This is a genomic window from Streptomyces sp. KL2 (genome assembly GCF_046529545.1).
Classification (GTDB): Bacteria; Actinomycetota; Actinomycetes; order Streptomycetales; family Streptomycetaceae; genus Streptomyces; species Streptomyces radiopugnans.
The window spans coordinates 4,971,255-4,998,250 of sequence record NZ_CP127170.1 but is presented as its reverse complement, the minus strand read 5'-3'; the positions used below and the strand labels follow the sequence as shown (position 1 = coordinate 4,998,250).

The following is a 26,996-nucleotide window of genomic DNA, read 5'->3' as shown; positions in this document are numbered from 1 at the left end:
CGTCCTTGCGGCCAGGGCCCCGGAAGGAGTTCCATCGGGCGGTGCGAACCGAACACATCAGCAGCGCCCCGCCGGTGATCACCCGCCTGCCGGCCGCCGATCTCCTCGCCGCGGCCCGGGACCTGGCCGCCCTGCTCCGCGACGCCGTCGAGGGCGGCTCGTCGATCGGCTTCCTCGCCCCGCTCGATCCCGCCGAGGCGGCGGCCTGGTGGGAGGGCCTGGCACCCGAGGTCGCCGACGGCCGGACGGTGGTGTGGGCCGCCCGGAGCGGCGGCCGGATCCTGGGGACCGTGCAGCTCAGGTTCTGCGGCATGCCCAACGGCCGCCACCGCGCGGAGATGGCCAAGCTGATCGTGCACCGGGACGCCCGGGGCCGGGGGCTGGGCCGGCGGCTGCTGGCGACGGCCGAACGGGAGGCCGCCGGCGCGGGGATCTCCCTGCTGGTGCTGGACACCCAGACCGGCAGCCCGGCCGAGCGCCTCTACCGCTCGGCCGGCTGGACCGAGGCCGGCACGATCCCCGACTACGCGGCGGACACCGAGGGCGTGCTCCGGCCCACGACCCTCTTCCACAAGAAGCCGCTCTGATCCGGTGGACGGCGGGCACCGGGCGCGCGACCGCCCGCCGGTCCGCCGTCCACCGGCTGGTTCCGCGCGGCGGGCGCCGCTAGCGTGACGGCGGGTTCGATCATGGCGTTGCCGGGACCGGCGGGACCGCCGCGACCGCACGCCCCACCCCCTGCGAGCGACCCTGCGAGGAGCCCCCCATGTTCAGCACCCCTCTCGGCGGCGGCGCGGAGCTGTGCCCCCTGGAGCCGTGGCAGGCGGCGGAGCTGGCCGCGTACACCGACCGGGCGCGCGACCATCTGGCGCCCTGGCTGCCGTGGGCGCACACCGTCACCGACACCGCCTCGGCCCGGGCCTTCCTCCAGCGGTACGCCGACAAGCAGGCCGCCGACGAGGGCCGGATCTACGGCATCCGGCTCGACGGCGAGCTGGTGGGCGGCATGCTCTTCCGGCTGTTCAGCGCTTCCGAGGGCTCCTGTGAGCTGGGGGCCTGGCTGGCGCCCGAGGCGCAGGGGCGCGGGCTGGTGACCACCGCCGCCCGGCGCATGATCGACTGGGCGGTCGGGGTGCGCGGCCTGGCGCGGGTGGAGTGGCTGGTCTCCCCCGACAACCGGCCCAGCATCGCGGTGGCCCGGCGGCTGGGCATGACGCACGAGGGCACGCTGCGCAGTGTGTTCTCCATGGGCGGCCGCCGTCACGACCTCCAGGTCTGGGCTCTGCTGGCGCACGAGTGGCGGACCGCCGCCGGGCACGGCGCGCGCGGCTGACGGAGCGCACCCGGCGGCTGCCGGGGCCCGGAATCCGTCAGGTGGCGTTGCCCTGGTGGGAGTTCTTCTGCGCCAGCCGCAGCAGATGGTCGGCCAGGGCCTGGCCGCCGGTGGGGTGGCGGCTGATCAGCAGCAGGGTGTCGTCGCCCGCGATGGTGCCGATGATGTCGTGCACCTCCGCCTGGTCGATGGCCGAGGCGAGGAACTGGGCGGCGCCGGGCGGGGTGCGCAGCACCACCAGATTGGCCGACGCCTCGGCCGAGATCAGCAGTTCGCCCGCCAGCCGCGCCATCCTCGCCTCGCTCGCGGACTCCCCCAGCGGAGCCCGGGGCGTGCGGTCGCCGCCCTCGCCGGGGACGGCGTAGATCAGCTCGCCCCCGGTGTTGCGGATCTTGACCGCCCCCAGCTCGTCGAGGTCCCGGCTGAGCGTCGCCTGGGTGACGCTCAGCCCGTCGTCGGCGAGCAGCTTGGCGAGCTGGCTCTGGGACCGGACCGGCTCGCGGTTCAGGATCTCCACGATCCGGCGGTGCCGGGCCGTACGCGTGTGGGGTACGGCCGGGCCGCCGTGGTTGCCGCCCTGCGCCTGCGCCTCGGTCATCGTCTCGTCAGTCTCCGGCTCGTCGGGTCCCGTCGACGGCGTCGAGGACGGCGGGGAGGGACCGGACCAGCGCGTCCACCTCGGCTTCGCCGATGATCAGCGGTGGTGCCAGCCGGACGACGTCCGGACCGCACGCGTTCACCAGGAAGCCCGCGTCCTGGGCAGCCTGCTGCACCTGGGGTGCGACGGGTTCGGTCAGTACGATACCGAGCAGCAGCCCGGCGCCGCGGACCTGGTCGACCAACGGGTGTCCCAGTGCCCGGACGGCCTCGCGCAGCCGGCCGCCGATCCGCTTGACGTGGTCGAGGAGTCCCTCGGAGGCGATGGTGTCCAGGACGGCGAGCGCCGCCGCGCAGGAGACCGGGTTGCCGCCGAAGGTGGAGCCGTGGTGGCCGGGGCCCAGCAGTTCGGCGGCCTCGTCGAAGGCGACCGTGGCGCCGATGGGCAGTCCGGCTCCCAGCCCCTTGGCGAGGGTGACGACGTCGGGCCGCACCCCCTGCGCCTGGCAGGCGAACCAGTGCCCGGTGCGGCCGATGCCCGTCTGGACCTCGTCGAGCACCAGCAGGGAACCGGTGGCGGCGGTGATCTCGCGGGCGGCGGCCAGGTAGCCCTCGGGCGGGACGACGACGCCGTTCTCGCCCTGGACCGGCTCGACGATCACCAGGGCGGTCTCCTCGGTGACGGCCGCCCGCAGCGCGTCGGCGTCGCCGTAGGGGACGTGGGTGACCTCGCCGGGCAGCGGCAGGAAGGGATCGCGTTTGGCGGGCTGGCCGGTCAGCGCGAGGGCGCCCATGGTGCGGCCGTGGAAGCCGCCGGCGGTGGCGACCATGTGCGTCCGGCCGGTCCGGCGGCCGATCTTGAACGCCGCCTCGACGGCCTCCGCCCCGGAGTTGGAGAAGTAGACGCGTCCGGGACGGCCGAAGAGCTGGAGCAGCCGCTCGGCGAGGGCGACCGGGGGTTCGGCGACGAAGAGGTTGGAGACGTGGCCGAGGGTGGCGATCTGCTCGGAGACCGCTCGGACGACCGCCGGATGGCCGGTGCCGAGCGAGTTGACGGCGATGCCTGCGACGAAGTCCAGGTACTCCCTGCCGTCGGCGTCCCACAGCCGGGCGCCCTCGCCGCGGGTGATCGGGATGCGGGGGGTGCCGTAGTTGTCCATCAGCGCGCCCTGCCAGCGCCGGGTGAGACCGGCGTTGCCGGGTGTGGCGGCGGTGTCGTTCATGCCCGCTGCTCCTTCTCCGCCGCCGTCTCCCGCGTCGCGGCCTCGTCCGTCACGGTCTCGTCCGGAGCGGTCCTGTCCGGTGCGGTCCTGTCCGGTGCGGTCCTGTCCGGTGCGGTTCCGTCCGGCACGACCATGGTCCCGATCCCCTCGTCGGTGAAGATCTCCAGCAGGATGGAGTGCTGGACGCGCCCGTCGATGACCCGGGCGGTGTTGACGCCGTTGCGCACGGCGTACAGGCAGCCCTCCATCTTGGGCACCATGCCGCTGGCCAGGTCCGGCAGCAGCCTCTCCAGTTCGCTCGCGGTCAGGCGGCTGATCACGTCGTCGCTGTTGGGCCAGTCCTCGTAGAGGCCCTCGACGTCGGTGAGCACCATCAGCGTCTCGGCGCCGAGCGCAGCGGCGAGGGCCGCGGCGGCGGTGTCGGCGTTGATGTTGTAGACGTGCCCGTCGTCGGCGCTGCGGGCGATGGAGGAGATCACCGGGATACGGCCGTCGTCCAGCAGGGCCTGGACGGCGCCCGCGTCGACCTCGGTGATCTCTCCGACGCGGCCGATGTCCACCTTCTCGCCGTCGATGTGCGCGTAGCGCTTGGTGGCGGTCAGGGTGTGCGCGTCCTCGCCGGTCATGCCGACGGCGAGCGGGCCGTGCCGGTTGAGCAGACCGACCAGTTCGCGCTGCACCTGGCCGGCCAGCACCATCCGCACGACGTCCATGGCCTCCTCGGTGGTGACCCGCAGTCCGGCCTTGAACTCGCTGGCCAGGCCGAGCCTGTCCAGGTGGGCGCTGATCTGCGGACCGCCGCCGTGGACGACGACGGGCTTGAGGCCCGCGTGCCGCAGGAAGACCACGTCCTGGGCGAACGCGGCCTTCAGGTCCTCGTCGACCATGGCGTTGCCGCCGAACTTGACGACCACGGTCTTTCCGTGGTGGCGGGTCAGCCAGGGCAGCGCCTCGATGAGGATCTGGGCCTTGGGCAGGGCGGTGTGCCTACGTGTGCTCATGACGAATAAGCGCTGTTCTCGTGGACGTAGTCGGCGGTGAGGTCGTTGGTCCAGATGACGGCGGACTCGTCGCCCGCCGCCAGGTCGGCTGTGATGCGGACCTCGCGGTAGCGCATGTCCACCAGCTCGCGGTCCTCGCCCACCGAACCGTCGCGGCAGACCCACACCCCGTTGATGGCGACGTTCAGCCGGTCGGGCTCGAAGGCGGCGGATGTGGTGCCGATGGCGGAGAGCACCCGGCCCCAGTTGGGGTCCTCGCCGTGGACGGCGCACTTGAGGAGGTTGTTGCGGGCGATGGAACGGCCCACCTCGACGGCGTCGTCCTCACTCGCCGCGTTCACCACCTCGATCCGGATGTCCTTGGAAGCCCCCTCGGCGTCCCGGATCAGCTGCTGCGCCAGGTCGTCGCAGACGGACCGCACGGCCTCGGCGAACTCCCTCGCCTCCGGGGCGATCCCCGAGGCGCCGGAGGCGAGCAGCAGCACGGTGTCGTTGGTGGACATGCAGCCGTCGGAGTCGACGCGGTCGAAGGTGGTGCGGGTGGCCTCGCGCAGCGCGGCGTCCAGCCCGGGGGCGTCCACGTCGGCGTCGGTGGTGAGGACGACCAGCATGGTCGCCAGACCGGGGGCGAGCATGCCCGCGCCCTTGGCCATACCGCCCACGACCCAGCCGGCGCCCTCGGCGACGGCGGTCTTGTGCACGGTGTCGGTCGTCTTGATCGCGATGGCGGCCTTGTCGCCCCCGTACGCGGAGAGCTCCTTCGCGGCCTCCTCGATCCCCGGCAGCAGCCGGTCCATCGGCAGCCGCACGCCGATCAGGCCGGTGGAGCAGACGGCGACCTCGCCGGCGCTGTGGCCGAGCACCTCGGCGGCCTTCTCGGCGGTGGCGTGGGTGTCCTGGAAGCCGAGCGGGCCGGTGCAGGCGTTGGCGCCGCCGGAGTTGAGGACGACCGCCGAGACCTGCCCGCCCCTGAGGACCTGCTCGGACCAGAGCACGGGGGCGGCCTTGACCCGGTTCGAGGTGAACACGCCGGCGGCGGCCAGCCGCGGCCCTGTGTTGACGACCAGAGCCAGATCCGGGTTGCCGTTGTCCTTGATCCCGGCGGCGATCCCCGCCGCGGTGAATCCCTTGGCCGCGGTCACGCTCACGGTGTCTCTCCGTTCTCTTCTCCGCCCACGCGGCACCGCGCGGGCATCATCGCCGACAGCGGACCGGCAGCCGCGCGTGCGCCGCTCACGGTGTCTCTCCGTTCTCTTCTCCGCCCACGCGGCACCGCGCGGGCATCATCGCCGACAGCGGACCGGCAGCCGCGCGTGCGCTCCCGGCCACCGCCGGGAGGTGTCCCCGGTTCACGGGGCGACCCCGGTGACGGGAAGGCCGGTCTCCTCGGGGATGCCGAGGGCGAGGTTCATGCTCTGCACCGCGCCGCCCGCGGTCCCCTTGGTGAGGTTGTCGATGGCGCTGACGGCGATCACGCGGTCCGCCGCCTCGTCGTACGCGACCTGCACCAGCACGCTGTTGGAGCCGTACACGGCGGCGGTGGACGGCCACTGGCCCTCGGGCAGCAGGTGGACGAACGGCTCGGCGGCCAGCGCCTTGCCGTACGCCTCGCGCAGCCGGTCGGCGGTCAGGCCGGGCCGGGCCTTGGCGGTGCAGGTGGCCAGGATGCCCCGGGACATCGGGGCGAGGGTCGGGGTGAAGGAGACCGTGACCGGTTCGTCCGCGACGGCCGAGAGGTTCTGGGCCATCTCCGGGGTGTGCCGGTGGCCGCCGCCGACACCGTAGGGGCTCATCGAGCCCATCACCTCGCTGCCCAGCAGATGGGGCTTGGGCGCCTTGCCGGCCCCCGAGGTGCCGGTGGCCGCGACCACCACCACGTCGGGCTCGACCAGAGAGGCCGCGAACGCCGGGAAGAGCGCGAGCGTCACGGCCGTCGGGTAGCAGCCGGGGACCGCGACGCGCCGGGACCCCGTCAGCGCGTCGCGTGCCCCCGGCAGCTCGGGGAGGCCGTACGGCCAGGTGCCGGCGTGCGGCGTGCCGTAGAAACGCTCCCAGTCCCCCGGGTCCCTCAGCCGGAAGTCGGCGCCGCAGTCGATGACCAGCGCATCGTCGCCGAGCTGCCCGGCGACGGCCGCGGACTGGCCGTGCGGCAGGGCGAGGAAGACCACGTCGTGGCCGCTCAGCGCCTCCGCCGTGGTGACCTCCAGGACACGGTCGGCCAGCGGCGGCAGGTGCGGCTGGAGCGCGCCCAGACGCTGCCCGGCGTTGGAGTTGCCCGTCAGCGCCCCGATCTCGACCTCGGGGTGCCCGGCCAGCAGGCGCAGGATCTCGCCTCCCGCGTAGCCGCTCGCTCCCGCCACCGCCGCTCGCACTGCCATGGAATCCTCCTCATCGATGGCATGACTATACGCACGTCAGCAGTTTTATGCAATGAATCCGTGCGGCGCCGGGGACTCCGGGGAGCGGCCCCGGAAGACGTACGGCCCGCCGGCCGGTCGCAGGGACCGGTCGGCGGGCCGGGGAAGGGCGCGGCCGGGGCCGCGGGTGACGGGCACGGATGCGGCGTCACACGGGCGCCGCGGGGGCGGAGGCCGGAATCGGGAGTACGGCGGGTGGGATCAGTCGCCCTGCTCCGCCTTCCGCTCCTTCAGGCGCGCCGCCTCCTTGCGGACCTCGGCCTGGGTGGCGCGCTCCTTCTGCAGCCACTCGGGGTTCTCCGCCTTCAGCGCCTCGATCTGCTCGGTGGTCAGGGGCTCGGTGATCCCGCCGCGCGCGAGCCCCGAGTTGGAGACGCCCAGCTTCGCCGCGACCACCGGACGGGGGTGCGGTCCGTTGCGCCGCAGCTCCCGCAGCCACTCGGGCGGGTCGGTCTGCAGCGCGTTCAGTTCCGCGCGCGAGACGACGCCCTCCCGGAACTCGGCGGGGGTGGCCTCGAGGTACACGCCCAGCTTCTTCGCCGCGGTGGCGGGCTTCATCGTCTGGGCGGTCTGCTGCGACTTCATGGGGTCCAGGGTATCGAGCGCCCACGGCTCCTCCAGCCACCCGGCTCCCCGGTAGCCTGGCTCGGTGAACGGCTCGGAAGCATCCCCCTCGTTCCGGCTCGCGTACGTCCCGGGAGTGACGCCCACCAAGTGGGTGCGAATCTGGAACGAGCGCCTGCCCGGCATCCCGCTCGACCTCGTCCAGGTGCCCGCCGCCGAGGCGTCCGGCGTGCTGCGCGACGGCGGCGCCGACGCGGGTTTCCTGCGGCTTCCCACCGACCGGACGGATCTCAGCGCGATCCCCCTCTACACCGAGACCACGGTGGTGGTGGTCCCCAAGGACCACCTCGTGACAGCGGCCGAGGAGGTGTCCGCCGAGGAACTGGCCGACGAGATCGTGCTGCACCCCCTCGACGACACCCTGGACTGGGAGCGCCCGCCGGGGCGGCCCGCCTTCGAGCGCCCCGCCACGACGGCGGACGCGGTCGAGCTGGTGGCGGCGGGGGTGGGGCTGCTGGTCGTACCGCAGTCGCTCGCCCGCCTGCACCACCGCAGGGACCTCACCTACCGGCCGGTCACGGGCACTCCCCAGTCGCGCGTCGCGCTGTCGTGGCGGGAGGACCGGACCACCGACCTGGTGGAGGACTTCATCGGGATCGTCCGGGGGCGGACCGTCAACAGCACCCGGGGCCGCCGCCCCGCCGCCGAGGGGCCCGAGCCGGGCAAGCAGGAGAAGCCGAAACCGAAGCGCTCGGACGGGGGCGGCGCGCGGCGGAAGTCCGCTGCAGGCGGGCAGACCGGCCGGACCCCCCGGCGCGGCTCCGGCGGCGCCAAGGGCTCCGGGGGCGGCAGGCGGGGCAGGCCCCGCCGCAGGTCGTAGCGCCTCCGCAGCGCCCGCACCGTCCCTCCGCTGCCACCGGAGAAGAGCCCGGACACCGGGCTTGCGGTTGACGCTGCGTAAACCCCTAGCGTCGTCTGCACCGACCGAACCACCGGGGACTCGGAGGCCACAGGCGATGGAATGGTCCATTCAGCAGATCGCCCGCTCGGCCGGGACCACCAGCCGCACCCTGCGCCACTACGACGCCGTCGGGCTGCTGCGTCCCAGCCGGGTCGGGCACGGCGGAATCCGCTACTACGACGAGCACGCGCTGGTGCGGCTCCAGCGGATCCTGCTGCTGCGCGAACTCGGCCTGGGGCTGGCGGCCATCTCCGAAGCGCTCGACGGGCAGCGGGACGCGGCCGCCGCGCTGCACACCCATCTGGAGCTGCTCGAGCAGGAGCGGGAGCGCCTGGGCCGGCGGATCGAGTCGGTACGGAAGACGTTGGCCAGGATGAAAGGAGGCGAGCCCCTTATGCCCGAGGAGGCTCTCGACGGTTTCGACCACACCAGGTACAAGGACGAGGTGATCGAACGCTGGGGCCGCGACGCCTTCGAGCGTGGCGACCGCTGGTGGCGTTCGCTGACGGAGGACGACAAGAAGTCCTTCCAGCAGCGCCAGATCGACATCACCACCGACTACGCCCGCGCCCACCGGGCCGGTCTCGCGCCGGACAGCGACGAGGTGCTCGCGATCACCCGGCGGCACTACGAGTGGGTCTGCGGCGGCTGGCAGGGCAGGCGCCCCAGCGCGGAGCAGTTCGCCGGGCTCGGGCAGATGTACGTCGACGACCCCCGTTTCACCGCCACCTACGACCGGTACGGCGAGGGCACGGCGGCCTTCGTCCGGGACGCCATGAGCGCCTACGCCGAGCGTGAGCTGTAGGGGTTCCGGCTCCCGGGACCGGGGCCTCCGGAGCGCGGCCCGGAGGCCCCGGAGGCCGTCAGTGGTCCATGGCCAGTGTCCAGTCCCCCGCCCACCCGGCCAGGGTGACCGACGACAGCGGCCGGACGTCCACGCGCCAGTAGGTGTGCGGCGGAGCCTTCAGCGCGTACACCGCGGCCGCGCGCAGCACCGTCGGTTCGACGACCGCGGCGATCAGGGTCTCGCCCTCGCCGCCCGGCCGGGTGTCGAGCCAGTCTCCGACCCGCAGGATGAAGGAGAACAGCGACTCCCCGCCGTGCGGGGTGGCGTGGGGGTCGGCGAGCCAGGCGTCCACGGCCCGCGGCTCCCTCGCCGCGACCTCCTTGAAGGTGCACCCGCGCCACCGGCCCATGTCGCACTCGCGCAGCGCGGGCTGGGCCAGCGGCCGCATGCCCAGCACGTCCCCGGTCTCGCGGCAGCGCATGGTCGGCGAGCAGTAGCGCAGTTCGGCGCCCGCCAGGTGCGCGTACGCCGGAATGGCCCGCTCGGCCTCCCGCCACCCGGCGGCGTCCAGGGGGCGGTCGTCCTCGAAGCGCACGTCCAGCAGGGATGAGCTGCGGGCGGCGGCGAGAAGCGTGATCCGCAGGTGCATTACCGGATGGTAGAACCGTGAACCGGATTGTTCGACGGTCGGGCACGGACTGTTTTCGGACGTATGCCCGGATCACCGGGGGACCAGCGCCATCAGCCGTCCGGGTTCCGCCGGCGGGCGGAAGCCGAACCCCTCGCAGAGCCCGTGCGCGTCCTCCGCGGCCGGCGGCACCCGCTTCGGCCCGTACGGCCCCGGCTCCGCGAGCGCGGCTTCCACCGGCGTCTTCCCCGGGCCCCGGCCGCGGGCGGCGGGGTCGGCGGAGATCTCGTACGCGGTGCTCGTGGCGGGAGAGCCCGGCAGCCGTCGTGCGGACCGCCGACCGGTTCCGCCCCGCTCCCCCTCCGCCTGCCCGCTCTCCCCTCCGCCTCCCCGCGCTCCCCGGGTCTCCCCGCGTTTCCGCGCTCGCGGGCGCCCGGCCCCTCTCCGCACCTAGAATCGTGACCAAAGGGCTTTTTCTTCTCGATACGGACAGAAGGAGACCGCCGATGCAGGCGAACGTGGGCGACCTGCTGCTGGTCCACGGCAGGTTCGTGGGGCAGCACGAGAGGGTCGCGGAGATCATCGAGGTACTGGGGACGAACGGCGAGCCGCCGTACCGGGTCCGCTTCGAGGACGGACACGAGACCGTGATGTCGCCGGGGCCCGACTCCGTGGTGCGGCACCACGGCGAGCCCCTGCTGGAGCACGGCGAACCCCGGCGCCGCTGACGCCGGGGCCGCGTACCGGACCGAAGGAGACGGACAGACGGGGGCCGCCGCGGGAGACCGGCTAGCGGGGTGCCCGCACCGGACGGTCGTAGTGGTCCTCCACCACCCGGCTCATCGCCCCGATCGGGTCCGCGGCGACGTGCTTCGCCGAGAAGTAGACGTTGCCGCGGACCTCGGGGTGACGGCCGCAGAGCGTCAGATGGCGGGAGAGCTCGGCCGGGTCGTGCCAGGCCGGCCCCTGGGCCGGATCGCCCGCCTTGTAGAGCGCCTCGCCGATGTGGAGTTCGACGCCGGTGCCGCGCACCACATCGGCCCACCAGGGCACCAGCTTCGCGTAGTCGGCGGCCGCGAAGCCGATGTTCCAGTACACCTGGGGCACGATCTGGTCGACCCAGCGCTCGCGCACCCACTTGCGGGTGTCGGCGTACAGGTCGTCGTACGTCTGCACGCCCGCGCGGGTGTCGGAGCCCTCCGGGTCGGTGCCCGCGTTGCGCCACACGGCGAAGGGACTGATCCCGAAGCGCACGCGCGGCTTGGTCCGCCTCAGACGCAGCGCGGTCTCGCGCACCAGCTGGTCGATGTTGTCGCGCCGCCAGTCGGCCCGGTCGTCGAAGGCGCCGCCGTAGCGCTCGTACGCCTCGTCGTCGTCGAAGACCTGGCCCGCCACCGGGTACGGGTAGAAGTAGTCGTCCCAGTGCACGCCGTCGATGTCGTAGCGTTCCACCGCGTCGAACATCGCGTCCTGGACGAAGGCGCGCACCTCGGGCAGCCCGGGGTTGTAGTAGAGCTTGCCGCCGTAGGGCACCACCCACTCCGGGTGGCGGCGCGCGGGGTGGGACGCGGCCAGCCGCGCGGGGTCGGCGTGGTTGGCCACCCGGTAGGGGTTGAACCAGGCGTGCAGCTCCAGCCCGCGCCGGTGCGCCTCGTACACGGCGAAGCCCAGCGGATCCCAGCCGGGGTCCTCGCCCTGGGTGCCGGTGAGGTACTGCGCCCAGGGCTCGTACGGCGAGGGCCACAGGGCGTCCGCGGTGGGCCGCACCTGGAGGAAAACCGTGTTGAGGCGGCGCTCGACCGCCGTGTCCAGATGGGCCAGCAGTTGTCTTCGCTGCTCGGCCGCGGCGAGCCCGGGCCTGGCCGGCCAGTCGATGTTGGCGACGGTCGCCACCCACACCCCGCGCAACTGCGGGCGCTGCCCGTACCGGGCGCCCCCCGACTCCCCGGCGGACGCGGTTCCCGCCCCCGGGCCGGTCAGCAGCGAGCCGGAGAGCACCCCGACCGCCGCCGCACCGAAGGTCCTCCGAGAGAAAAGCCCCATGCTGCCTCCTCCTGACGACGACTCACCCGATCATCCCGACAGGGTAGCGGCATGGCAACTCCGCGTAACGGACGACCGGGCGCCCGTCCGCGCCACATCGCCCTCTTGACACACCCCCTTATGCGAACACCGTTCGACAACTAGCATCCGCACATCTGGGAGCGCTCCCACTCACTGGTTCACCCCCGCACCGCCCACATGGGCGGATCTGCCCGGAGAGGACGTATCCGTGCCCGGAAGACGATCGGCCGGCGCCGCCCTGGCGGCGCTGGCTCTGGCCGGAGGATTACTGACCGCCTCCGCTGACCCGGCCTCGGCCGGCCCCGAAGCCCGGGGACAGGGCGTCGAGGTCTCGGCCGACAGCTACACCTGGAAGAACGTCCGGATCGACGGTGGCGGCTTCGTGCCCGGCATCGTCTTCAACCCCTCGGAGAAGGACCTGGTCTACGCCCGCACCGACATCGGCGGCGCCTACCGCTGGGACGAGGCCGGGAAGCGGTGGACACCGCTGCTGGACTCCGTCGGCTGGGACAAGTGGGGCCACACGGGCGTCGCGTCCCTGGCCACCGACCCCGTCGACCCCGACAACGTGTACGTCGCCGTCGGCAACTACACCAACGACTGGGACCCGAACAACGGCGCGGTCATGCGCTCATCGGACCGCGGGGCCACCTGGAAGACCGCCGAACTGCCCTTCAAGCTCGGCGGGAACATGCCGGGCCGGGGCATGGGCGAGCGGCTGGCCGTCGACCCCAACGACAACCGCGTCCTCTACCTGGGCGCCCCCAGCGGCCACGGCCTGTGGCGCAGCACCGACTCCGGCGTCACCTGGTCGGAGGTGGAGAGCTTCCCCAACCCCGGCACCTACGTGCCCGACCCGGAGAGCGACAACAGCTACCTGACGGACGAGGTCGGCGTCGTCTGGGTCACCTTCGACGAGCGAACCGGCGGCACCGGAAGCCGGACGCGGACGATCTACGTCGGCGTCGCCGACAAGGAGGAGTCGGTCTACCGCTCCACCGACGGCGGCACCACCTGGGAGGCCGTCCCCGGCCAGCCCACCGGCTACCTCCCCCACAAGGGCGTGCTGGACACCGACAGCGGCCACCTCTACATCGCGACCTCCGACACCGGCGGCCCGTACGACGGCGGGAAGGGCCAGGTGTGGCGGTACGACACCGGCAGCGGCGAGTGGACGGACGTCAGCCCGGTGCCCGAGGCCGACACCTACTTCGGCTACAGCGGGCTGACGGTCGACCGCCGGGCCCCGGGCACGCTCATGGTCACCGGCTACAGCTCCTGGTGGCCGGACACCCAGATCTTCCGCAGCACCGACAGCGGCGAGACCTGGACCCGGGCCTGGGAGTACGACGGCTACCCCAACCGCTCCGACCGCTTCACCATGGACGTCTCCTCCGTGCCCTGGCTGACCTTCGGCGGCAACCCCTCGCCACCGGAGACGGCGCCGAAGCTGGGCTGGATGACCGAGTCGCTGGAGATCGACCCGTTCGACTCCGACCGGATGATGTACGGCACCGGGGCCACGATCTACGGCACCGAGGAGCTGACCGCCTGGGACCGCGACGAGACCTTCACCATCAAGCCGATGGTCAGAGGCCTTGAGGAGACCGCGGTCAACGACCTGATCAGCCCGCCCTCCGGAGCCCCGCTGCTCAGCGGCATGCTCGACATCGGCGGCTTCCGCCACACCGACCTGGACCGGGTGCCGGAGCTGATGTACCAGTCGCCCTTCATGGGCAACGTCTCCAGCCTGGACTACGCGGAGAAGAACCCGAACACGGTGGTCCGGGTCGGCAGCAGCGACGACCAGGGCGGCGGGAGCGCCGGGAGCATCGCCTTCTCCACCGACAACGGCGCCAACTGGTTCGCCGGCGGCAGCCGGCCGCCCGGGGTGACCGGCGGCGGTACGGTGGCCGCGGCGGCCGACGCGAGCGGTTTCGTCTGGAGCCCGGAGGGCGCCGGTGTGTACCGCACCACCGGCTACGGCAGCTCCTGGTCGGCCTCGCGGGGCATCCCGGCGGGCGCGCGCGTCGAGGCGGACCGGGTGGACGCCGACACCTTCTACGGCTTCCTCGACGGCACCTTCTACGTCAGCGGCGACGGCGGCGCCACCTTCACGGCCTCCGGCGCCACCGGACTGCCCGCCGACGGCAACGTCCGCTTCAAGGCCGTGCCCGGGAAGGAGGGCCACATCTGGCTCGCGGGCGGCGGCGGCGACGCCTACGGGCTATGGCGCTCCACCGACGGCGGGAAGAGCTTCACCCGGGTCGAGGGCGTCGAGGAGGCGGACACCATCGGCTTCGGCAAGGCCGCGCCGGGCGCGTCCCACCCCGCCCTGTACAGCAGCGCGAAGATCGGCGGGGTGCGGGGGATCTACCGCTCCGACGACGCCGGGTCGAGCTGGGTGCGGATCAACGACGACGCCCACCAGTGGGGCTGGACCGGCGCGGACATCACCGGCGACCCGCGGGTGTACGGCCGGGTCTACGTCTCCACCAACGGCCGCGGCATCCTCTACGGCGACAGCCCCGGGACGACCGACCCCACGGATCCGACGGACCCGGAGGACCCGGAGGACCCTGAGGAGCCTGAAGACCCCGGCACCGCGCGGTGCGCCGTCGCCTACAAGGTCACCAACCAGTGGCAGGGCGGCTTCCAGGCCGACGTCACCGTGCGGAACACCGGCACGACGGCCCTCGACGGCTGGAAGGCGGTCTGGTCCTTCGCCGACGGCCAGCGGGTCGGCCAGATGTGGAACGCCTCCTTCACCCAGAGCGGCGCGACGGTGACGGCCTCCTCGGTGGGCTGGAACGCGCGGCTGGAGCCGGGCGCTTCGGCGTCCTTCGGCTTCACCGGCTCCTGGTCGGGCTCCAACGGCGTCCCCGCCGCCTTCGAGCTCAACGGAGCGGCCTGCGCCACGGGCTGACCGCACCGGACCACTGTCCGGACGACCGGTCGGCCGGGGCTGCGCGCCCCGGCCGACCGTTTCCCCGGCGCGACGCGGTAACGTCGGTCGGCGAGGCGCTGCGGCCGGAACCGTACGGGGGCGGCGTCACGGACCAGTGGATCAGCGAAAGGCACGATGTGACCGACATCGAACGCGTCGGAGTGGTGGGCTGCGGCCAGATGGGCTCGGGTATCGCCGAGGTCTGCGCACGGGCCGGCCTGGACGTCATGGTCGCCGAGACCACCGGCGAAGCCCTGGAGATAGGCCGTACCCGGCTGGTGACCTCCCTGGACAAGGCCGCCGCACGGGGCAAGATCAGCGAGGCGGAGCGCGACGCCACCCTGGAGCGCCTGTCCTTCACCACCGACCTCGGCGAGTTCGCCGACCGTGATCTGGTGATCGAGGCGGTCGTGGAGAACGAGCAGGTCAAGACCGAGATCTTCCAGATCCTCGACCAGGTGGTGACCAGCCCGGAGGCGATCCTGGCCTCCAACACCTCCTCCATCCCGCTGGTGAAGCTGGCCGTGGCGACCTCCCGCCCGGACCGGGTGATCGGCATCCACTTCTTCAACCCCGCGCCGGTGCAGCGGCTGGTGGAGCTGATCCCCGCGCTGACCACCTCCGACGACACCATCGCGCGGGCCGAGACCGCGGTCGTCAAGCTGCTGGGCAAGCACGCCATCCGCGCCCAGGACCGCTCGGGCTTCGTGGTCAACGCGCTGCTGATCCCGTACCTGCTCTCGGCGATCCGGATGTTCGAGACGGGCATCGCCAGCCGCGAGGACATCGACAACGGGATGGAGATGGGCTGCGCGCACCCCATGGGGCCGCTCAAGCTCGCCGACCTCATCGGCCTGGACACCGTCGCCTCGGTCGCGTACTCGATGTACGAGGAGTACAAGGAGCCGCTGTACGCCGCCCCGCCGCTGCTGCAGCGGATGGTCGACGCCGGCCGCCTGGGCCGCAAGACCGGCGCGGGCTTCTACACCTACTGACACCCCGCGGCACGCCGGCCCGCCCGGTGCGGCGGGCCGGCAGGCACGGGGAACGCCGACGGCGGGGCACCCTTCCGGGGTGCCCCGCCGTCGGCGTTCTCCGTCACCGGCGTTCCCCGCCGCCGGTACCGGGTGGGCCGGCCGCGGCGGACGGGGGGCCGCTACGCGCCGCGCAGCACCGCGCCGGTGCGTCCGACCGCCGCCGCCACGGCGGCCTCGCGGGCGGCCGTGGCCTCCTCGGCCGTCAGCGTGCGGTCGGGTGCGCGGAAGCGCAGGGCGTAGGCCAGGGACTTCTTCCCCTCGCCGAGCTGCTCACCGGTGAAGACGTCGAACAGCCGCAGCGACTCCAGCAGTTCGCCCGCGCCCTCGCGCAGCGCCGACTCGACCTCGGCCGCCGGGACGGAGGCGTCCACCACCAGGGCGACGTCCTGCGTGGCCACCGGGAAGGTGGACACGTGCGGGGCCTGCGGGGCGCCCGAGGAGGCGCGCTCCAGCAGGTCGAGGTCGATCTCCATGGCGCAGGTGCGGGCGGGCAGCTGCATCGCCTTGATCACGCGCGGGTGCAGCTCGCCGGCGTGCCCGACCAGGGTGCGCTCGCCGTCGACGCCCGCGTACAGCGCGGCGCAGCGTCCCGGGTGCCAGGGAGCGTGCCGGTCGGCCTCCAGGGCCAGCTCCACACCGGCCTCGCGGGCGACGGTGCGGGCCGCCTCGACGGCATCGGCCCAGGTCGCCGGGCGGCCCTTGCCCCACCAGCCGGCCTGCTCGCGCGCGCCGGCCAGCACGACCGCGGCCCGGCGCGGCTGCGCGGGCAGCGCGGCGGTGAGGGCGGCGAGCTCCTCGTCGGTCGGGCGGCGGTCGACCGGCAGCCGGACCGCGGCGGTCTCGCATCCGGTGGGCCGGAAGACCAGGCCGGTCTCGAAGAGCGCCAGATCGTGGGATCCGCGGCCGTCGTTGCGCCGCAGCGCGGCGAGCAGTCCCGGCAGCAGCGTGGTGCGCAGCGCCGGCTCCTCGTCGGAGAGCGGGTTGACCAGCCGTACGGTGCGGCGGCGGGGGTCGTCCGGCTCCAGGCCGAGCCGGTCGAAGGCGGCGTCCCCGACGAACGGGTAGTTCAGCGCCTCGACGTACCCCGCTCCGGCCAGCACCCGCCCGACCCTGCGGCGCAGCCGCTGCCGCTCGGTCAGACCGCGGCCCGAGGGCAGGCGCGGCAGGGTGGAGGGCAGGGCCTCGTAGCCCTCCAGCCGCATGACCTCCTCGGCCAGGTCGTTGGGGTCGGTGAGGTCGGGCCGCCACGACGGCACGGTCACGGTCAGCTCGTCGGTGCCGTAGACGTCGCAGCCCACGTCCTGCAGGCGCCGCGCCACGGTCTCGCGGCCGTAGGCCACGCCCGCGACCCGGTCCGGGTGGTCGGCGCGCATCCTGATGGTGTGCGGGCCGCTGGGCGAGACGATCTCGGTGACGCCCGCCTCGGCGGTACCGCCCGCCAGCAGGACCAGCAGGTCCACGGTGCGCTGGGCGGCGGCGGAGGTGGCCTGCGGGTCCACCCCGCGCTCGAAGCGCCTGGACGCCTCGGAGGACAGCTTGTGGCGGCGGGCGGTGCGGGCGATGGAGACCGGGTCGAAGTGCGCGGCCTCGATCACGATCTCGCTGGTGCCCGCCGCCTCCCGGGCGTCGGCGATCTCGGTGTCGGCCCCGCCCATCACCCCGGCCAGGCCGATCGGCCCGCTGTCGTCGGTGATGACCAGGTCCTCGGGGTGCAGCTCGCGCTTGGTGCCGTCGAGGGTGGTGAGCTTCTCCCCCGGCCGGGCCCGGCGCACGCCGATCGCCCCGCTGACGCGGGAGCGGTCGTAGGCGTGCAGGGGCTGGCCGAGTTCGAGCATCACGTAGTTGGTGATGTCCACGGCCAGGGAGATCGGGCGCATGCCGGCCTTCTGCAGCCGCCGCTGGAGCCAGATCGGGGAGCGCGCGTCGGGCCGCACACCGGTGACCGTGCGGGCCGTGAAGCGGTCGCAGCCGCGCCGGTCCTCGATCTTCACCGGGTGGCCGTGCTCGTTGGGCACGGGCACGTCCAGCAGCGCCGGGTCGCGCAGCGGCAGGCCGTAGGCGGTGGCCGCCTCGCGGGCGATGCCGCGCATGGACAGGCAGTAGCCGCGGTCGGGCGTGACGGCGATGTCGAGGACCTCGTCGACCAGTTCCAGCAGCTCGATCGCGTCGGTGCCCACCTCGTGCTCGGGCGGGAGCACGATGATGCCGTCGTGGTCGTCGCTCATGCCCAGCTCGCTGGCCGAGCAGATCATGCCCTCCGACAGCCTGCCGTAGGTCTTGCGGGCGCCGATCCTGAAGTCGCCGGGCAGCACGCCGCCGGGCAGGATCACCACGACCTTGTCGCCGACGGCGAAGTTGGTGGCGCCGCAGACGATGTTCTGCGGCTCGCCGGTGCCGTTGGCGTCGCCGACGTCGACCTGGCAGTAGCGGATCGGCTTCTTGAAGCCGGTCAGCTCCTCGATCGCCAGGACCTGGCCGACGACCAGCGGCCCGGTGATCCCGGTGCCGAGCCGCTCGACGGTCTCGACCTCCAGCCCGGCCGCGATCAGCTTCGCCGCGACGTCGCGGCCGGTCTCACCGGCCGGCAGGTCGACGTACTCCCGCAGCCACGAAAGCGGGGCCCGCATCAGATCTCCATCCCGAACGGCCGGGTGAACCGGACGTCACCCTCGACCATGTCTCGCATGTCCTCGACGTTGTGGCGGAACATCAGCATCCTCTCGATGCCGAACCCGAAGGCGAAGCCGCTGTAGCGCTCCGGGTCCACACCGCAGGCGGTCAGCACCCGCGGGTTGACCATGCCGCAGCCGCCCAGCTCGATCCAGCCCTCGGACGAGCAGGTGCGGCAGGGGCGGTCGGGATCGCCGACGGACTCGCCGCGGCAGGCGAAGCACACCATGTCCATCTCGGCGGACGGCTCGGTGAAGGGGAAGTACGACGGGCGGAGCCGGGTGCGCAGGTCCTCGCCGAACAGGGACCGGACCATGTGGTCCAGGGTGCCCTTGAGGTCGGCCATGGTCAGGCCCTCGTCCACGGCGAGCAGTTCCACCTGGTGGAAGACCGGGGTGTGGGTCGCGTCCAGCTCGTCGGTGCGGTAGACCCGTCCGGGGCAGATCACGTACACCGGCGGCTTCCGCTCCAGCAGGGAGCGGATCTGCACCGGCGAGGTGTGGGTGCGCAGCACGACGCCCGACTCCCCTTCTCCGGAGCCGTCGGGGCCCTGGACGAAGAAGGTGTCCTGCATGGTGCGGGCCGGATGGTCCGGGGCGATGTTGAGGGCGTCGAAGTTGAACCACTCGGCCTCGGCCTCGGGCCCCTCGGCGACCTCGTAGCCCATCGCCACGAAGACGTCCTCGATCCGCTCGGACAGCGTGGTCAGCGGGTGGCGGGCCCCTGCGGGGACGCGGTCGAAGGGCAGCGTGACGTCCACCGCCTCCTCGACCAGCACGCGCTCGTCGCGCTCGGCCTCCAGCTCCTCCTGGCGCCGCTTGAGCGCCTGGCCCACCGCGCCGCGCGCCTGGCCGACGCGCCGGCCGGCCTCGGCCTTGGCGTGCGGCGGCAGCGCGCCGATCTCGCGGTTGGCCAGCGCCAGCGGCGAGCGGTCGCCGGCGTGGGCGGCCTTCACCTCGCGCAGCGCCTCCAGATCGCCGGCGGCGGCGATCGCGGCGAGGGCCGCGTCCCGTGCCCGGTCGATCTCTTCCGGTTTCAGTGCCTCGACCTCTACGGGGTCGTACGACTTGTTGGGTGCGGACATCTCTTCCCGTGCTTTTCGGTTGGCCCGTGGTTTCGGTTGGTTGCTTCGCCCCGCTTCGGCGCTTCGGCACCCCTGTGTCCCGGCGGATCCGGTTCCCGGGCCGCTCGAAGGTACCGGTTGTCGAGTCTACGGGGCGAGGAAGATCGCTACTGACCCGGAGAGCCCGCGGGTGCCGCTCAGGCCATGAAGGCCGGGACGCCCGCGGGCAGGGTGAATCGGAACTCGGCGCCGCCCGCGGGGGAGCGGCCGACCGTGATCACTCCGCCGTGGGCCTCGACGATGCCCTTGACGATGTACAGGCCCAGGCCGGTGCCGCCGCGCTTGCTGCCGCGCCAGAAGCGGGTGAAGACGCGGCTCATCGACTCCTCGGGGATGCCGGGGCCCTCGTCGCTCACCGTGACCGCCGTTCCTTCGTCGCCCGTCTTCGTCCGTGCCGGTGCCACCTCTATGGTGACCGTCCCCTCGCCGTGGCGCACGGCGTTTTCCAGCAGGTTGCCGAGCACCTGGTCGATCTTGTCGGGGTCGGCCCACAGCGGCGGGAGCGGGGTGGCGATCCTGCGGGCGAAGCGCTCCTCGGGGCGGCCCGCGGCGATGTGGGCCCGTATGTGCCGGTCCACGGCGGCGGCCATGTCCACGGGCTGGCGGTGGATCTCCAGCCGCCCGGAGTCGATGCGCGAGATGTCCAGCAGCTCGGTGATGAGCCGGGTGACGCGGTCGGCGTCGGCGTCCACCGTCTCCAGCATCAGCCGCTTCTGGTCGTCGGTGAACCTCTCCCACTTGGCGAGCAGCGTCGCGGTGAAGCCCTTCACCGAGGTCAGCGGCGAGCGCAGTTCGTGCGCGACGGTGGCGATCAGCTCGGCGTGGCTGCGCTCGGTGCGCCGCCGGGCCTCGGTGCCGCGCAGGGAGACCACCAGGCGTTGCACGGGGCCGGTGGGGCGGGCGCGGACGTACCGGGCGGAGACCAGGACCTCCCGGCCTCCGGGGAGTAAGAGGTTGCGCTCGGGCTGGCCGGTGCGGATGGCCAGGCCCCCGTAGGGGTCGGTGACCTTCCACCAGCGGCGTCCCTCCAGGTCCTCCAGGGGCAGGACCTGCTCGACGGGGCGGCCCAGCGCGTCCTCGCGGGGCAGGGCGGTGATGCGGGCGGCCGCGGCGTTGAAGCAGACGACCCGGCCGCGGGCGTCGGCGACGACCAGTCCGTCGGGGAGGTCGTCGGGGGGCACCCCCGTGCCGTCGGCCCGCGGCGGCGCCTGCCGCGCGGGACGGGCGCGGGATGTGCGGGGCGCGCCGGGCGCGTCGGACGGCTCGCCGCCCTGTCCGCCGGACGTCCTCACGTCCACTCCCGTTCACCCCCTTCGGTCCCCGGGGCCGCCACCCTACTAGCTCGGGGTGACGCAGCGGCACCCTCCGGGTGCGCGCTGCGCACGGGCCGAGGCGTAGAGGCACACGGCCGCGGCGGTCGCGAGGTTCAGGCTCTCCGCGCGCCCGTGGATGGGTACGCGCACCACCTCGTCGGCCAGTGCGCGGGTCTCCTCGGGCAGCCCCCACGCCTCGTTGCCGAAGACCCAGGCGGTGGGGCCGCCCATGCGGCCCTCGTCCAGCTCGGTGTCCAGGTCGTGCTCGCCCGCGCCGTCGGCGGCCAGCACCCGTACGCCCGCATCGCGCAGTCCGGCCACGGCCCGCTCCACGGGGACGCCGACGGCGACGGGCAGGTGGAAGAGGCTGCCCACGGAGGCCCGTACCGACTTGGGGTTGTACAGGTCCACCGAGGCGTCGGTGAGCACCACCGCGTCGGCTCCGGCCGCGTCCGCGCAGCGCAGCACCGTCCCGGCGTTCCCGGGATCGCGCACGTTGGCGAGGACGGCGACCAGCTTCGGGCGGGCGGCCAGCACCCGGTCGAAGGGCAGGTCGAGGAAGCGGCAGATCCCGACCAGTCCCTGCGGGGTGACGGTCTGCGACAGCTCCGCGATCACCTCGTCGGTGGCGGTGCGGACGCGGGCCCCGGCGGCGCGGGCGGCGGCGACGATGTCGGCGTGCCGCTCGGCGGCCTCGGGGGTGGTGAACAGCTCGGTGAGCGTGGGCTCGCCGTCGCTGCGGTGGCCGACCGCCTCGCGTACGGCCTGGGGCCCTTCGGCGAGGAAGCGGCGCTCCTTGCCGCGGGTGTTGCGGCGGGCCAGCCGCCGGACGGCGATGACGCGCGGGGAGCGCGGGGAGGTCAGTTCCGGGGCGGCGGCCATGGCGCGGCGTTCTCGCTTCTCGGGGCTTCTCGGCGGGCGGGGAGACTGGACGGCCGGGCGGGCCGGGGCAAACGACCGGACCCGCGGGCTCGATGGCCCGCGGGTCCGTTGACGTCCCGTGCCGTCGTCAGGCGGCCTTGGGGGCGTTGACGTCGCTCGGCAGCGCCTTCTGGGCCACCTCGACCAGCGCGGCGAACGCGTTCGGGTCGTTGACCGCGAGGTCCGCCAGGATCTTGCGGTCCACCTCGACCTCGGCGGCCTTCAGACCCTGGATGAAGCGGTTGTAGGTCATGCCGTTGGCGCGGGCGCCGGCGTTGATCCGCTGGATCCACAGCTGCCGGAAGTCGCCCTTGCGGCGCTTGCGGTCGTTGTAGTTGTAGACGAGGGAGTGGGTGACCTGCTCCTTCGCCTTGCGGTACAGGCGGGAGCGCTGACCGCGGTAACCGCTGGCCTGCTCGAGGATCGCCCGGCGCTTCTTGTGGGCGTTGACCGCCCGCTTGACGCGTGCCACGTGAATTACTCCTTGTCGCGGGGCCGGTGTGGTGGTCCGGCTGCCGTGCTACGGCGCCGTCGGCCCGAAGGTTCGATGGGGTACCGGTGTCCGGTGTCCTGCGCCCGGCCGGTCACGGGGACCGGCGGGCGGCCGGCTCACTTGCCGAGAAGCTTCTTGATCTTCTTGGCGTCGGCCGGGGCCATCTCGGTCTTGCCGGCAAGGCGGCGCGTCAGCGTGGACGGCTTGTGCTCGAGAAGGTGGCGGCGGCCGGCGCGCTGGCGCATCACCTTGCCGGAGCCGGTGATCTTGAAGCGCTTGCTCGCACCACTGTGCGTCTTGTTCTTCGGCATGTCGCCGTACTCTCCTCGTCGGTGGCGCCGCCCCGCCGGCCCGTGGGCCGGCGCACGGCGGCGTCAGCTGTTTCGGTTGCTGTCCGGGCCCGGGAAGGGGCCCGTGTGACCTGGCGGCCGGTTCCGCGGCCGCCGGATCATGCCTCGGCGCGCTCCTCGGCAGGGGCTGCGTTCCCCTGCTGCTGGCGCTCCGCCTTGCGGGCGGCCTGCGCCTCACGGGCCTCGGCCATCGCCTCGGTCTTCTTCTTGTGCGGACCGAGAACCATGATCATGTTCCGGCCGTCCTGCTTGGGGTTCGACTCGACGAAGCCCAGGTCCTGGACGTCCTCCGCGAGGCGCTGGAGCAGCCGGTAGCCCAGCTCGGGACGGGACTGCTCACGACCGCGGAACATGATCGTGATCTTGACCTTGTCCCCCTGCTTGAGGAACCGGACGACGTGACCCTTCTTGGTGTCGTAGTCGTGCGGATCGATCTTCGGCCGGAGCTTCATCTCCTTGATGACCGTGTGCGCCTGGTTCTTGCGCGCCTCACGGGCCTTCATGGCCGACTCGTACTTGAACTTTCCGTAGTCCATGAGCTTGCACACCGGCGGACGGGCGTTCGCCGCGACCTCGACCAGGTCGAGGTCGTACTCCTGGGCAAGCTCCAGGGCCTTGGCAAGCGGCACGATGCCGACCTGCTCGCCACTGGGACCGACGAGTCGCACCTCGGGGACGCGAATCCGGTCGTTGATGCGGGGCTCGGCGCTGATGGGGCCTCCTCGGTTGCGCCACGCGGATGCCTGGCGGACAGCCGCGCACGGTTGCGTTCGGTACGACCACCGAGCCGGAACGCGAGAACGCCCCGGACGGGACGCAGGCGGGGCTCCTCATTGACCGGGAGCACCGCCGCGATACACCGCGGGGCGCAGCCTGACCTGTGACCCGCCGACCCGGGGGTCGGTCGGGTGGGAGCTTCGGAGCCTCCACTTGCGGGCCGGAACGCGCTCTGCGCGGATCATCCGGGTGAACCACCTGGGCGGTCACCCGGCGACCACGTCGGGAACGTGGTCCGGCCGGTCGATATACCAGCATAGCAGGGTCGCGGAGAAGTTCCTCCCCGTCCCGTCGTGCACGCGCGCGACGGGACGGGACCTAGGCTGGAGCGCACCCGACCAGCAGGAAGCGGAGAACGATGAGCGACGACAGCGGCACCCCCTCCCCCTCCTCCGGCGCCGCCGGAGAGGCCGGAGCGGCGGCCGACTTCGAGACGATGACCCGCGACATCGCGGACGTGCCCGCGGTCGAGGTGATCACCACGGTCGCGGTCCACCTGATGAGTTCGGCCGCGGTCAATCTCGGCCTGGCCGAGGGCGGCGAGGACCACAAGGACCTGGACGAGGCGCGCAAGCTGATCCAGGCGCTGGCCGGGCTGGTGACCGCCGCCGCCACCGAGATCGGCTCCTACCACGCGGCTCCGCTGCGCGACGGGCTGAAGTCGCTCCAGCTCGCCTTCCGCGAGGCGTCCGCGGTGCCGGACGAGCCGGGCCAGGGCCCGGGCGAGAAGTTCACCGGCCCGGTCATCGGCTGAGACCCGCCGGCCCCGGGCGTCCGGCACGGCCGCGGCCTCACGACTCGGTCGCGCGGCCTCGCGGCTCGGCCGGGGTCGTAGGGTTTCAGTCGCGGTCGTACAGCGGGCGCCCCGGCAGGGCCCCCTCCGGCGGCAGCAGGGCCAGGTCCAGACCGCGCACCAGACGCGCGCGGAGCGTCTCGTCCGCCGCGAGCGCGGCGGCCACCCGCCCGGCGGTCTCGCGCGGCGGCGCGGCCGGGTCCAGGCGCAGGGCCAGTACGCCGTCGGTGCCGCGTCCGGGGCCCAGCCGGGCGGCGCTCACCGCGGGCTCGGCGGCCAGCACCGTGCGCAGCGCCTCGGCGACGGCCGGGTCGTCCAGCGGGTCGGCGGTCCCGGTGCGGCCCTCGGCGAGAGCCAGCAGCGCGGCGCCGGTGAGCTGGTAGGTCACCGGCCCGGCGAGATCCAGCACGAGGGTGTCGGCGCCCTCCTGGGCGAGGGCCTGGAGTGCCTGGCGCAGGGGGACGGCGACCGGGCGGGCCTCCGGGCGCCAGCGGGCCAGGCTGTCGGTGGAGGTGAAGGCCGGCAGGGCCTTCCGCCCGTCCGGCGCGTTGAGCGTGGGCACCGCCATGTCACTGGTCTTCTCCCGGCGCAGGCCGTCCTCGCCGGTCTCCACCTCGCCGAGGACGGCGACCACCGGCACCAGAAGCCGGGCCTGCGCCAGCGCGGCCAGCACCTCCGGTTCGGCGGTGCGGTCCTGTGCCCAGGCGGCCAGCGCCCGGGCGAGTGCGGGGTCGGCCGAGCCGTCGTCGCCGGCGAAGCCGGGATCGGGGATGTTCTTGAGCGCCACGCCTCGAGGGTATCCGCCCGGGTCAGACGGCGTGCCCCCCGGCCCGCTCCCCGGTCCGCCCTCCGAACCGCTCCGCCGGGCGGTCGCCCCGGTACAGCAGTACGGCGCAGACCACCAGCAGCAGGCCGGCGACCGCGGCGGCGGGCGCCAGTCTGCCGCCGTACCCGCGCCCGGGGGCCGGTCCCGCGCCGAAGTACTCCTCCGGATACGCCTCGGCCACCGGTTGCTGCCGCCGCGGTTCGACGTTCGCGCCCAGTTCGATGGCGGCGGCCGGGTCGACGATGCCGCTGCCCAGGTCGTCGCTGCGCCCGCCGGGCGGAGTGTTCCGGGCGGTCTGCGCGATCAGCTCCTTGACCTGCGCCGGGCTGAGGTCGGGGTGGGCGGCCCGCACCAGGGCCACGCAGCCGGAGACGAAGGCGGCGGCGGCGCTGGTCCCCCAGCCCTCGTAGTACTCGCGGTCGGGGTAGGTGATGATCACGTCGTCGCCGGGGGCGCTGACGGTGGCGTACCAGCGGCGTGTGGAGAAGGGGGCGCGCCGGCCGTCGCGGTCCACGGCGGTCACGGCGATCACGCCGGGGTAGGCGGCCGGATAGGAGGCCCGGTCGCCGTCCTCCCCGCCGTTGCCCGCGGAGGCGACCACCACCGAGCCCTTGGCCAGCGCGTAGCGGACGGCGGCGTCCTCGGCCGGGTCGGGGTGGGCGGAGGCGCTGTCGTCGCCGAGCGAGAGGTTGATGACGTCGGCGCCCTGGTCGGCGGCCCAGCGGATGCCCTCGGCCAGCGCCTCGCCGCGCTCCTCCCGGGCCTTCTTGCGCTGCGGGTCGCCGTCCTCCAGCAGGACGCGCACGGGCAGGATCCGCGCCTCGGGTGCGACTCCGAGGACCCCCTCGGAGTCGCCGGGGCCGTGGCCGCGCCCGGCGATGATCCCGGCCATCGCGGTGCCGTGCCGGGCCCAGTGCTCGTCGCCCCGGCGGGCCCCGAAGCCGATGAGGTCCCTGCCCTTCAGCACCCGGCCGCGCAGGTCGGGGTGGCCGGCGTCGACGCCGGTGTCGAGCACGGCGACGGTGACGCCCTGGCCCCTGGTGGTGTTCCAGGCGTCGCGCGCGCCCACCGCGTCCAGTCCCCACTGCCGGTCGCGCACCTCGTCGGCGTGCGCGGCGGGCGCGGTCAGCAGCAGGGAGGCGCAGAGCACCGCGAGCGCCGACAGCGCGGAGAGCAGCGCGGCGGCGGGGCGGGCGCGGCGGGCTCGCGGGGGGTTCGCGGGGGCGGGGAGGCCGGTCGTGTTCATCGGTCCTGTCCGGTTCCCTGGGCGACGATGCGGCGCAGGCCGCGCTCGACACGGTCGGCGATGCCGCGGGCGTCGTGGCCGAGGCCCGCCTGGGCGGGTGCGGTGGTCTGGTCCTCCAGAACGGCCTCGGAGGCCGGCTGCGGGTCGCCGACGGTACGGCCGTCGGCGAAGCCGGAGACGGTGTAGACCACCACGGGGGCGTCGGTGAGCGGCCGGATCGTCCAGCTCGCGCGCTGGGCGTCGCCGAAACGGGCCGCGGCGGTGCCGCGCGCCGCGTACGGACGGGGCATCAGATCGGCACGCAGTTCGAGGTCGTCCTCGTCGAACCGCTCGCGCAGGGCGCGCATGCCCTTCTCGTCGGCCTCGGTGAACAGCAGCCCGACCGTGGTGACGCCGCTGCCGGTCTCGTCCGTGTACGTGGCGCGCAGCAGCCGTTCGCAGCCGGCCGGGGAGAGGGCCTGGGCCAGCAGGGGGTCGAAGGCGTTGCGGCAGTCGGCGTCGGGGGCGACCGCCACCCGGGTCCAGCGCCGGTCGGCGCGCCCCGGCCCGGCCCCCTTGCCGTGCAGGGTCGGGGGGAAGAGCGTGTCGACGGGTATCTCGTGCCACAGCGAGCGCGCCTCGGCGTAGTCGGCCGCAGGGCGCTCACCGGAGTCCCCGGTGAGCCAGGTCCCGGCGGCGGCTCCACCCAGCAGCCCGAAGCCCAGGACGAGGCAGACGGCCGCTGCGGCGGTGCGGAACGGACCGCGCACGCGCCGTTCCGGCCCCGCGGCGGCGACCGGCTCGCCCGGATACACCAGGGGGACCGCGAACCTCGGTGGCGGCGGTCCCGTCGCTATCGGCGGCGCGGCGGCCGCGGTCCGGGGGGCCCTCGGCGGCAGGGCGGGCCGCGGTGGTACGACGGGTGGGAGCGGAGCCCGGACCGGGT

At 73.7% G+C, this 26,996-nt stretch carries 26 protein-coding genes; 8 read left to right on the top strand and 18 right to left on the bottom strand.

The annotated features are described in order from the left end of the window. Positions 1 to 41 precede the first annotated feature (41 nt). Together QPK52_RS22490 and QPK52_RS22485 are read left to right on the top strand one after the other, a co-directional pair. The gene (locus QPK52_RS22490) at positions 42 to 587 is read left to right on the top strand and encodes a GNAT family N-acetyltransferase (RefSeq protein ID WP_410539259.1); all 546 of its coding nucleotides are present in this window, start codon (positions 42 to 44) and stop codon (positions 585 to 587) included. A gap of 179 nt (positions 588 to 766) precedes the next feature. After that, positions 767 to 1,333 carry a GNAT family N-acetyltransferase gene (locus QPK52_RS22485; protein ID WP_410539258.1) on the top strand — a complete coding sequence of 189 codons (567 nt, stop codon included), beginning with the start codon at positions 767 to 769 and terminating at the stop codon, positions 1,331 to 1,333. A 37-nt stretch (positions 1,334 to 1,370) separates the two neighbouring features. On the opposite strand, the gene QPK52_RS22480 is transcribed toward QPK52_RS22485, so the two are convergent. The 6 genes from QPK52_RS22480 to QPK52_RS22455 form a co-directional block, all read right to left on the bottom strand. After that, positions 1,371 to 1,931, bottom strand: a complete 561-nt coding sequence (locus QPK52_RS22480) for an arginine repressor (protein ID WP_093662430.1) — start codon at positions 1,929 to 1,931, stop codon at positions 1,371 to 1,373. Between the two features lie 7 nt (positions 1,932 to 1,938). Continuing rightward, positions 1,939 to 3,153, bottom strand: coding sequence for an acetylornithine transaminase (locus tag QPK52_RS22475; RefSeq protein ID WP_410539257.1), 1,215 nt, complete (start codon positions 3,151 to 3,153; stop codon positions 1,939 to 1,941). Further along, complete coding sequence (gene argB / locus QPK52_RS22470; RefSeq protein WP_410539256.1) at positions 3,150 to 4,154, bottom strand: acetylglutamate kinase; 1,005 nt, start codon at positions 4,152 to 4,154, stop codon at positions 3,150 to 3,152. The genes QPK52_RS22475 and argB overlap by 4 nt, the downstream gene beginning before the upstream one ends. Further along, positions 4,151 to 5,302: a bifunctional glutamate N-acetyltransferase/amino-acid acetyltransferase ArgJ gene (gene argJ / locus QPK52_RS22465; protein WP_410539255.1), complete on the bottom strand. Its 1,152-nt coding sequence runs from the start codon at positions 5,300 to 5,302 to the stop codon at positions 4,151 to 4,153. Before argJ ends, argB begins: the two co-directional genes overlap by 4 nt. A 201-nt stretch (positions 5,303 to 5,503) precedes the next feature. Then, positions 5,504 to 6,532, bottom strand: coding sequence for an N-acetyl-gamma-glutamyl-phosphate reductase (gene argC, locus QPK52_RS22460; RefSeq protein WP_410539254.1), 1,029 nt, complete (start codon positions 6,530 to 6,532; stop codon positions 5,504 to 5,506). 240 nt (positions 6,533 to 6,772) lie between these two features. Beyond that, on the bottom strand, positions 6,773 to 7,156 hold the full coding sequence (locus QPK52_RS22455) for a DUF5997 family protein (RefSeq protein ID WP_093662422.1): 384 nt from the start codon (positions 7,154 to 7,156) through the stop codon (positions 6,773 to 6,775). Positions 7,157 to 7,220: 64 nt separating this feature from the next. On the opposite strand from QPK52_RS22455, the gene QPK52_RS22450 reads away from it, so the two are divergent. Both QPK52_RS22450 and QPK52_RS22445 read left to right on the top strand, forming a co-directional pair. Next, positions 7,221 to 8,015 carry a LysR family transcriptional regulator substrate-binding protein gene (locus QPK52_RS22450; protein ID WP_410539253.1) on the top strand — a complete coding sequence of 265 codons (795 nt, stop codon included), beginning with the start codon at positions 7,221 to 7,223 and terminating at the stop codon, positions 8,013 to 8,015. Between the two features lie 136 nt (positions 8,016 to 8,151). Next, entirely contained in the window at positions 8,152 to 8,901 is a 750-nt protein-coding gene (locus QPK52_RS22445) for a MerR family transcriptional regulator (protein ID WP_410539252.1), read from the top strand. Positions 8,902 to 8,959: 58 nt separating this feature from the next. On the opposite strand, the gene QPK52_RS22440 is transcribed toward QPK52_RS22445, so the two are convergent. Further along, positions 8,960 to 9,532, bottom strand: coding sequence for a histidine phosphatase family protein (locus QPK52_RS22440; RefSeq protein ID WP_410539251.1), 573 nt, complete (start codon positions 9,530 to 9,532; stop codon positions 8,960 to 8,962). A gap of 485 nt (positions 9,533 to 10,017) precedes the next feature. Here QPK52_RS22440 and QPK52_RS22435 point away from each other — a divergent pair, with 485 nt between their 5' ends. Beyond that, on the top strand, positions 10,018 to 10,239 hold the full coding sequence (locus QPK52_RS22435; protein ID WP_093662414.1) for a DUF1918 domain-containing protein: 222 nt from the start codon (positions 10,018 to 10,020) through the stop codon (positions 10,237 to 10,239). 61 nt (positions 10,240 to 10,300) lie between these two features. Here QPK52_RS22435 and QPK52_RS22430 read toward each other — a convergent pair whose 3' ends face one another. Beyond that, the gene (locus QPK52_RS22430) at positions 10,301 to 11,554 is read right to left on the bottom strand and encodes a glycoside hydrolase family 10 protein (protein WP_410539250.1); all 1,254 of its coding nucleotides are present in this window, start codon (positions 11,552 to 11,554) and stop codon (positions 10,301 to 10,303) included. Between the two features lie 229 nt (positions 11,555 to 11,783). On the opposite strand from QPK52_RS22430, the gene QPK52_RS22425 reads away from it, so the two are divergent. Beyond that, on the top strand, positions 11,784 to 14,501 hold the full coding sequence (locus QPK52_RS22425; protein WP_410539248.1) for a cellulose binding domain-containing protein: 2,718 nt from the start codon (positions 11,784 to 11,786) through the stop codon (positions 14,499 to 14,501). A gap of 158 nt (positions 14,502 to 14,659) precedes the next feature. Next, the gene (locus QPK52_RS22420; protein WP_093662411.1) at positions 14,660 to 15,517 is read left to right on the top strand and encodes a 3-hydroxybutyryl-CoA dehydrogenase; all 858 of its coding nucleotides are present in this window, start codon (positions 14,660 to 14,662) and stop codon (positions 15,515 to 15,517) included. A gap of 161 nt (positions 15,518 to 15,678) precedes the next feature. On the opposite strand, the gene pheT is transcribed toward QPK52_RS22420, so the two are convergent. The 7 genes from pheT to infC all read right to left on the bottom strand — a co-directional run bounded on the left by pheT (position 15,679) and on the right by infC (position 23,142). Then, positions 15,679 to 18,186, bottom strand: a complete 2,508-nt coding sequence (gene pheT, locus QPK52_RS22415) for a phenylalanine--tRNA ligase subunit beta (RefSeq protein ID WP_410539247.1) — start codon at positions 18,184 to 18,186, stop codon at positions 15,679 to 15,681. Beyond that, on the bottom strand, positions 18,186 to 19,313 hold the full coding sequence (gene pheS, locus QPK52_RS22410; RefSeq protein ID WP_093662407.1) for a phenylalanine--tRNA ligase subunit alpha: 1,128 nt from the start codon (positions 19,311 to 19,313) through the stop codon (positions 18,186 to 18,188). Before pheS ends, pheT begins: the two co-directional genes overlap by 1 nt. Before the next feature lie 176 nt (positions 19,314 to 19,489). Then, positions 19,490 to 20,650 (bottom strand): ATP-binding protein, encoded by a 1,161-nt coding sequence (locus QPK52_RS22405; protein WP_410539246.1) that lies wholly within the window; start codon positions 20,648 to 20,650, stop codon positions 19,490 to 19,492. A 39-nt stretch (positions 20,651 to 20,689) separates the two neighbouring features. Beyond that, a complete protein-coding gene (locus tag QPK52_RS22400) occupies positions 20,690 to 21,547 on the bottom strand; it encodes a TrmH family RNA methyltransferase (protein ID WP_410539245.1) in 858 nt (285 codons plus the stop codon). Between the two features lie 127 nt (positions 21,548 to 21,674). After that, the gene (gene rplT / locus QPK52_RS22395) at positions 21,675 to 22,058 is read right to left on the bottom strand and encodes a 50S ribosomal protein L20 (RefSeq protein ID WP_093662401.1); all 384 of its coding nucleotides are present in this window, start codon (positions 22,056 to 22,058) and stop codon (positions 21,675 to 21,677) included. A 137-nt stretch (positions 22,059 to 22,195) separates the two neighbouring features. Next, the gene (rpmI, locus tag QPK52_RS22390) at positions 22,196 to 22,390 is read right to left on the bottom strand and encodes a 50S ribosomal protein L35 (protein WP_093850868.1); all 195 of its coding nucleotides are present in this window, start codon (positions 22,388 to 22,390) and stop codon (positions 22,196 to 22,198) included. Positions 22,391 to 22,527: 137 nt separating this feature from the next. After that, complete coding sequence (gene infC, locus QPK52_RS22385) at positions 22,528 to 23,142, bottom strand: translation initiation factor IF-3 (RefSeq protein WP_093662397.1); 615 nt, start codon at positions 23,140 to 23,142, stop codon at positions 22,528 to 22,530. Between the two features lie 500 nt (positions 23,143 to 23,642). Here infC and QPK52_RS22380 point away from each other — a divergent pair, with 500 nt between their 5' ends. Then, positions 23,643 to 23,960, top strand: a complete 318-nt coding sequence (locus QPK52_RS22380) for a DUF1844 domain-containing protein (RefSeq protein ID WP_093662589.1) — start codon at positions 23,643 to 23,645, stop codon at positions 23,958 to 23,960. 85 nt (positions 23,961 to 24,045) lie between these two features. Here the strand turns inward: QPK52_RS22380 and QPK52_RS22375 are convergent, their stop codons facing one another. The 3 genes from QPK52_RS22375 to QPK52_RS22365 are packed head-to-tail and all read right to left on the bottom strand — an operon-like array spanning position 24,046 to position 26,820. Further along, positions 24,046 to 24,786, bottom strand: a complete 741-nt coding sequence (locus tag QPK52_RS22375; protein ID WP_410539244.1) for an SseB family protein — start codon at positions 24,784 to 24,786, stop codon at positions 24,046 to 24,048. A gap of 22 nt (positions 24,787 to 24,808) precedes the next feature. Then, positions 24,809 to 26,071: a type VII secretion-associated serine protease mycosin gene (mycP, locus tag QPK52_RS22370; protein WP_410539243.1), complete on the bottom strand. Its 1,263-nt coding sequence runs from the start codon at positions 26,069 to 26,071 to the stop codon at positions 24,809 to 24,811. Further along, positions 26,068 to 26,820 carry a hypothetical protein gene (locus QPK52_RS22365; protein WP_410539242.1) on the bottom strand — a complete coding sequence of 251 codons (753 nt, stop codon included), beginning with the start codon at positions 26,818 to 26,820 and terminating at the stop codon, positions 26,068 to 26,070. The genes mycP and QPK52_RS22365 overlap by 4 nt, the downstream gene beginning before the upstream one ends. Between the last annotated feature and the right edge of the window lie 176 nt (positions 26,821 to 26,996).

Bases quoted from the DNA above. Each gene is read 5' to 3' on its own strand.
- QPK52_RS22485 (WP_410539258.1), top strand. From the start codon at position 767: ATGTTCAGCACCCCTCTCGGCGGCGGCGCGGAGCTGTGCCCCCTGGAG.
- QPK52_RS22480 (WP_093662430.1), bottom strand. From the start codon at position 1,931: ATGACCGAGGCGCAGGCGCAGGGCGGCAACCACGGCGGCCCGGCCGTA.
- QPK52_RS22475 (WP_410539257.1), bottom strand. From the start codon at position 3,153: ATGAACGACACCGCCGCCACACCCGGCAACGCCGGTCTCACCCGGCGC.
- argB (WP_410539256.1), bottom strand. From the start codon at position 4,154: ATGAGCACACGTAGGCACACCGCCCTGCCCAAGGCCCAGATCCTCATC.
- argC (WP_410539254.1), bottom strand. From the start codon at position 6,532: ATGGCAGTGCGAGCGGCGGTGGCGGGAGCGAGCGGCTACGCGGGAGGC.
- QPK52_RS22455 (WP_093662422.1), bottom strand. From the start codon at position 7,156: ATGAAGTCGCAGCAGACCGCCCAGACGATGAAGCCCGCCACCGCGGCG.
- QPK52_RS22445 (WP_410539252.1), top strand. From the start codon at position 8,152: ATGGAATGGTCCATTCAGCAGATCGCCCGCTCGGCCGGGACCACCAGC.
- QPK52_RS22440 (WP_410539251.1), bottom strand. From the start codon at position 9,532: ATGCACCTGCGGATCACGCTTCTCGCCGCCGCCCGCAGCTCATCCCTG.
- QPK52_RS22435 (WP_093662414.1), top strand. From the start codon at position 10,018: ATGCAGGCGAACGTGGGCGACCTGCTGCTGGTCCACGGCAGGTTCGTG.
- QPK52_RS22430 (WP_410539250.1), bottom strand. From the start codon at position 11,554: ATGGGGCTTTTCTCTCGGAGGACCTTCGGTGCGGCGGCGGTCGGGGTG.
- pheT (WP_410539247.1), bottom strand. From the start codon at position 18,186: ATGCGGGCCCCGCTTTCGTGGCTGCGGGAGTACGTCGACCTGCCGGCC.
- pheS (WP_093662407.1), bottom strand. From the start codon at position 19,313: ATGTCCGCACCCAACAAGTCGTACGACCCCGTAGAGGTCGAGGCACTG.
- QPK52_RS22400 (WP_410539245.1), bottom strand. From the start codon at position 21,547: ATGGCCGCCGCCCCGGAACTGACCTCCCCGCGCTCCCCGCGCGTCATC.
- rpmI (WP_093850868.1), bottom strand. From the start codon at position 22,390: ATGCCGAAGAACAAGACGCACAGTGGTGCGAGCAAGCGCTTCAAGATC.
- QPK52_RS22380 (WP_093662589.1), top strand. From the start codon at position 23,643: ATGACCCGCGACATCGCGGACGTGCCCGCGGTCGAGGTGATCACCACG.
- mycP (WP_410539243.1), bottom strand. From the start codon at position 26,071: ATGAACACGACCGGCCTCCCCGCCCCCGCGAACCCCCCGCGAGCCCGC.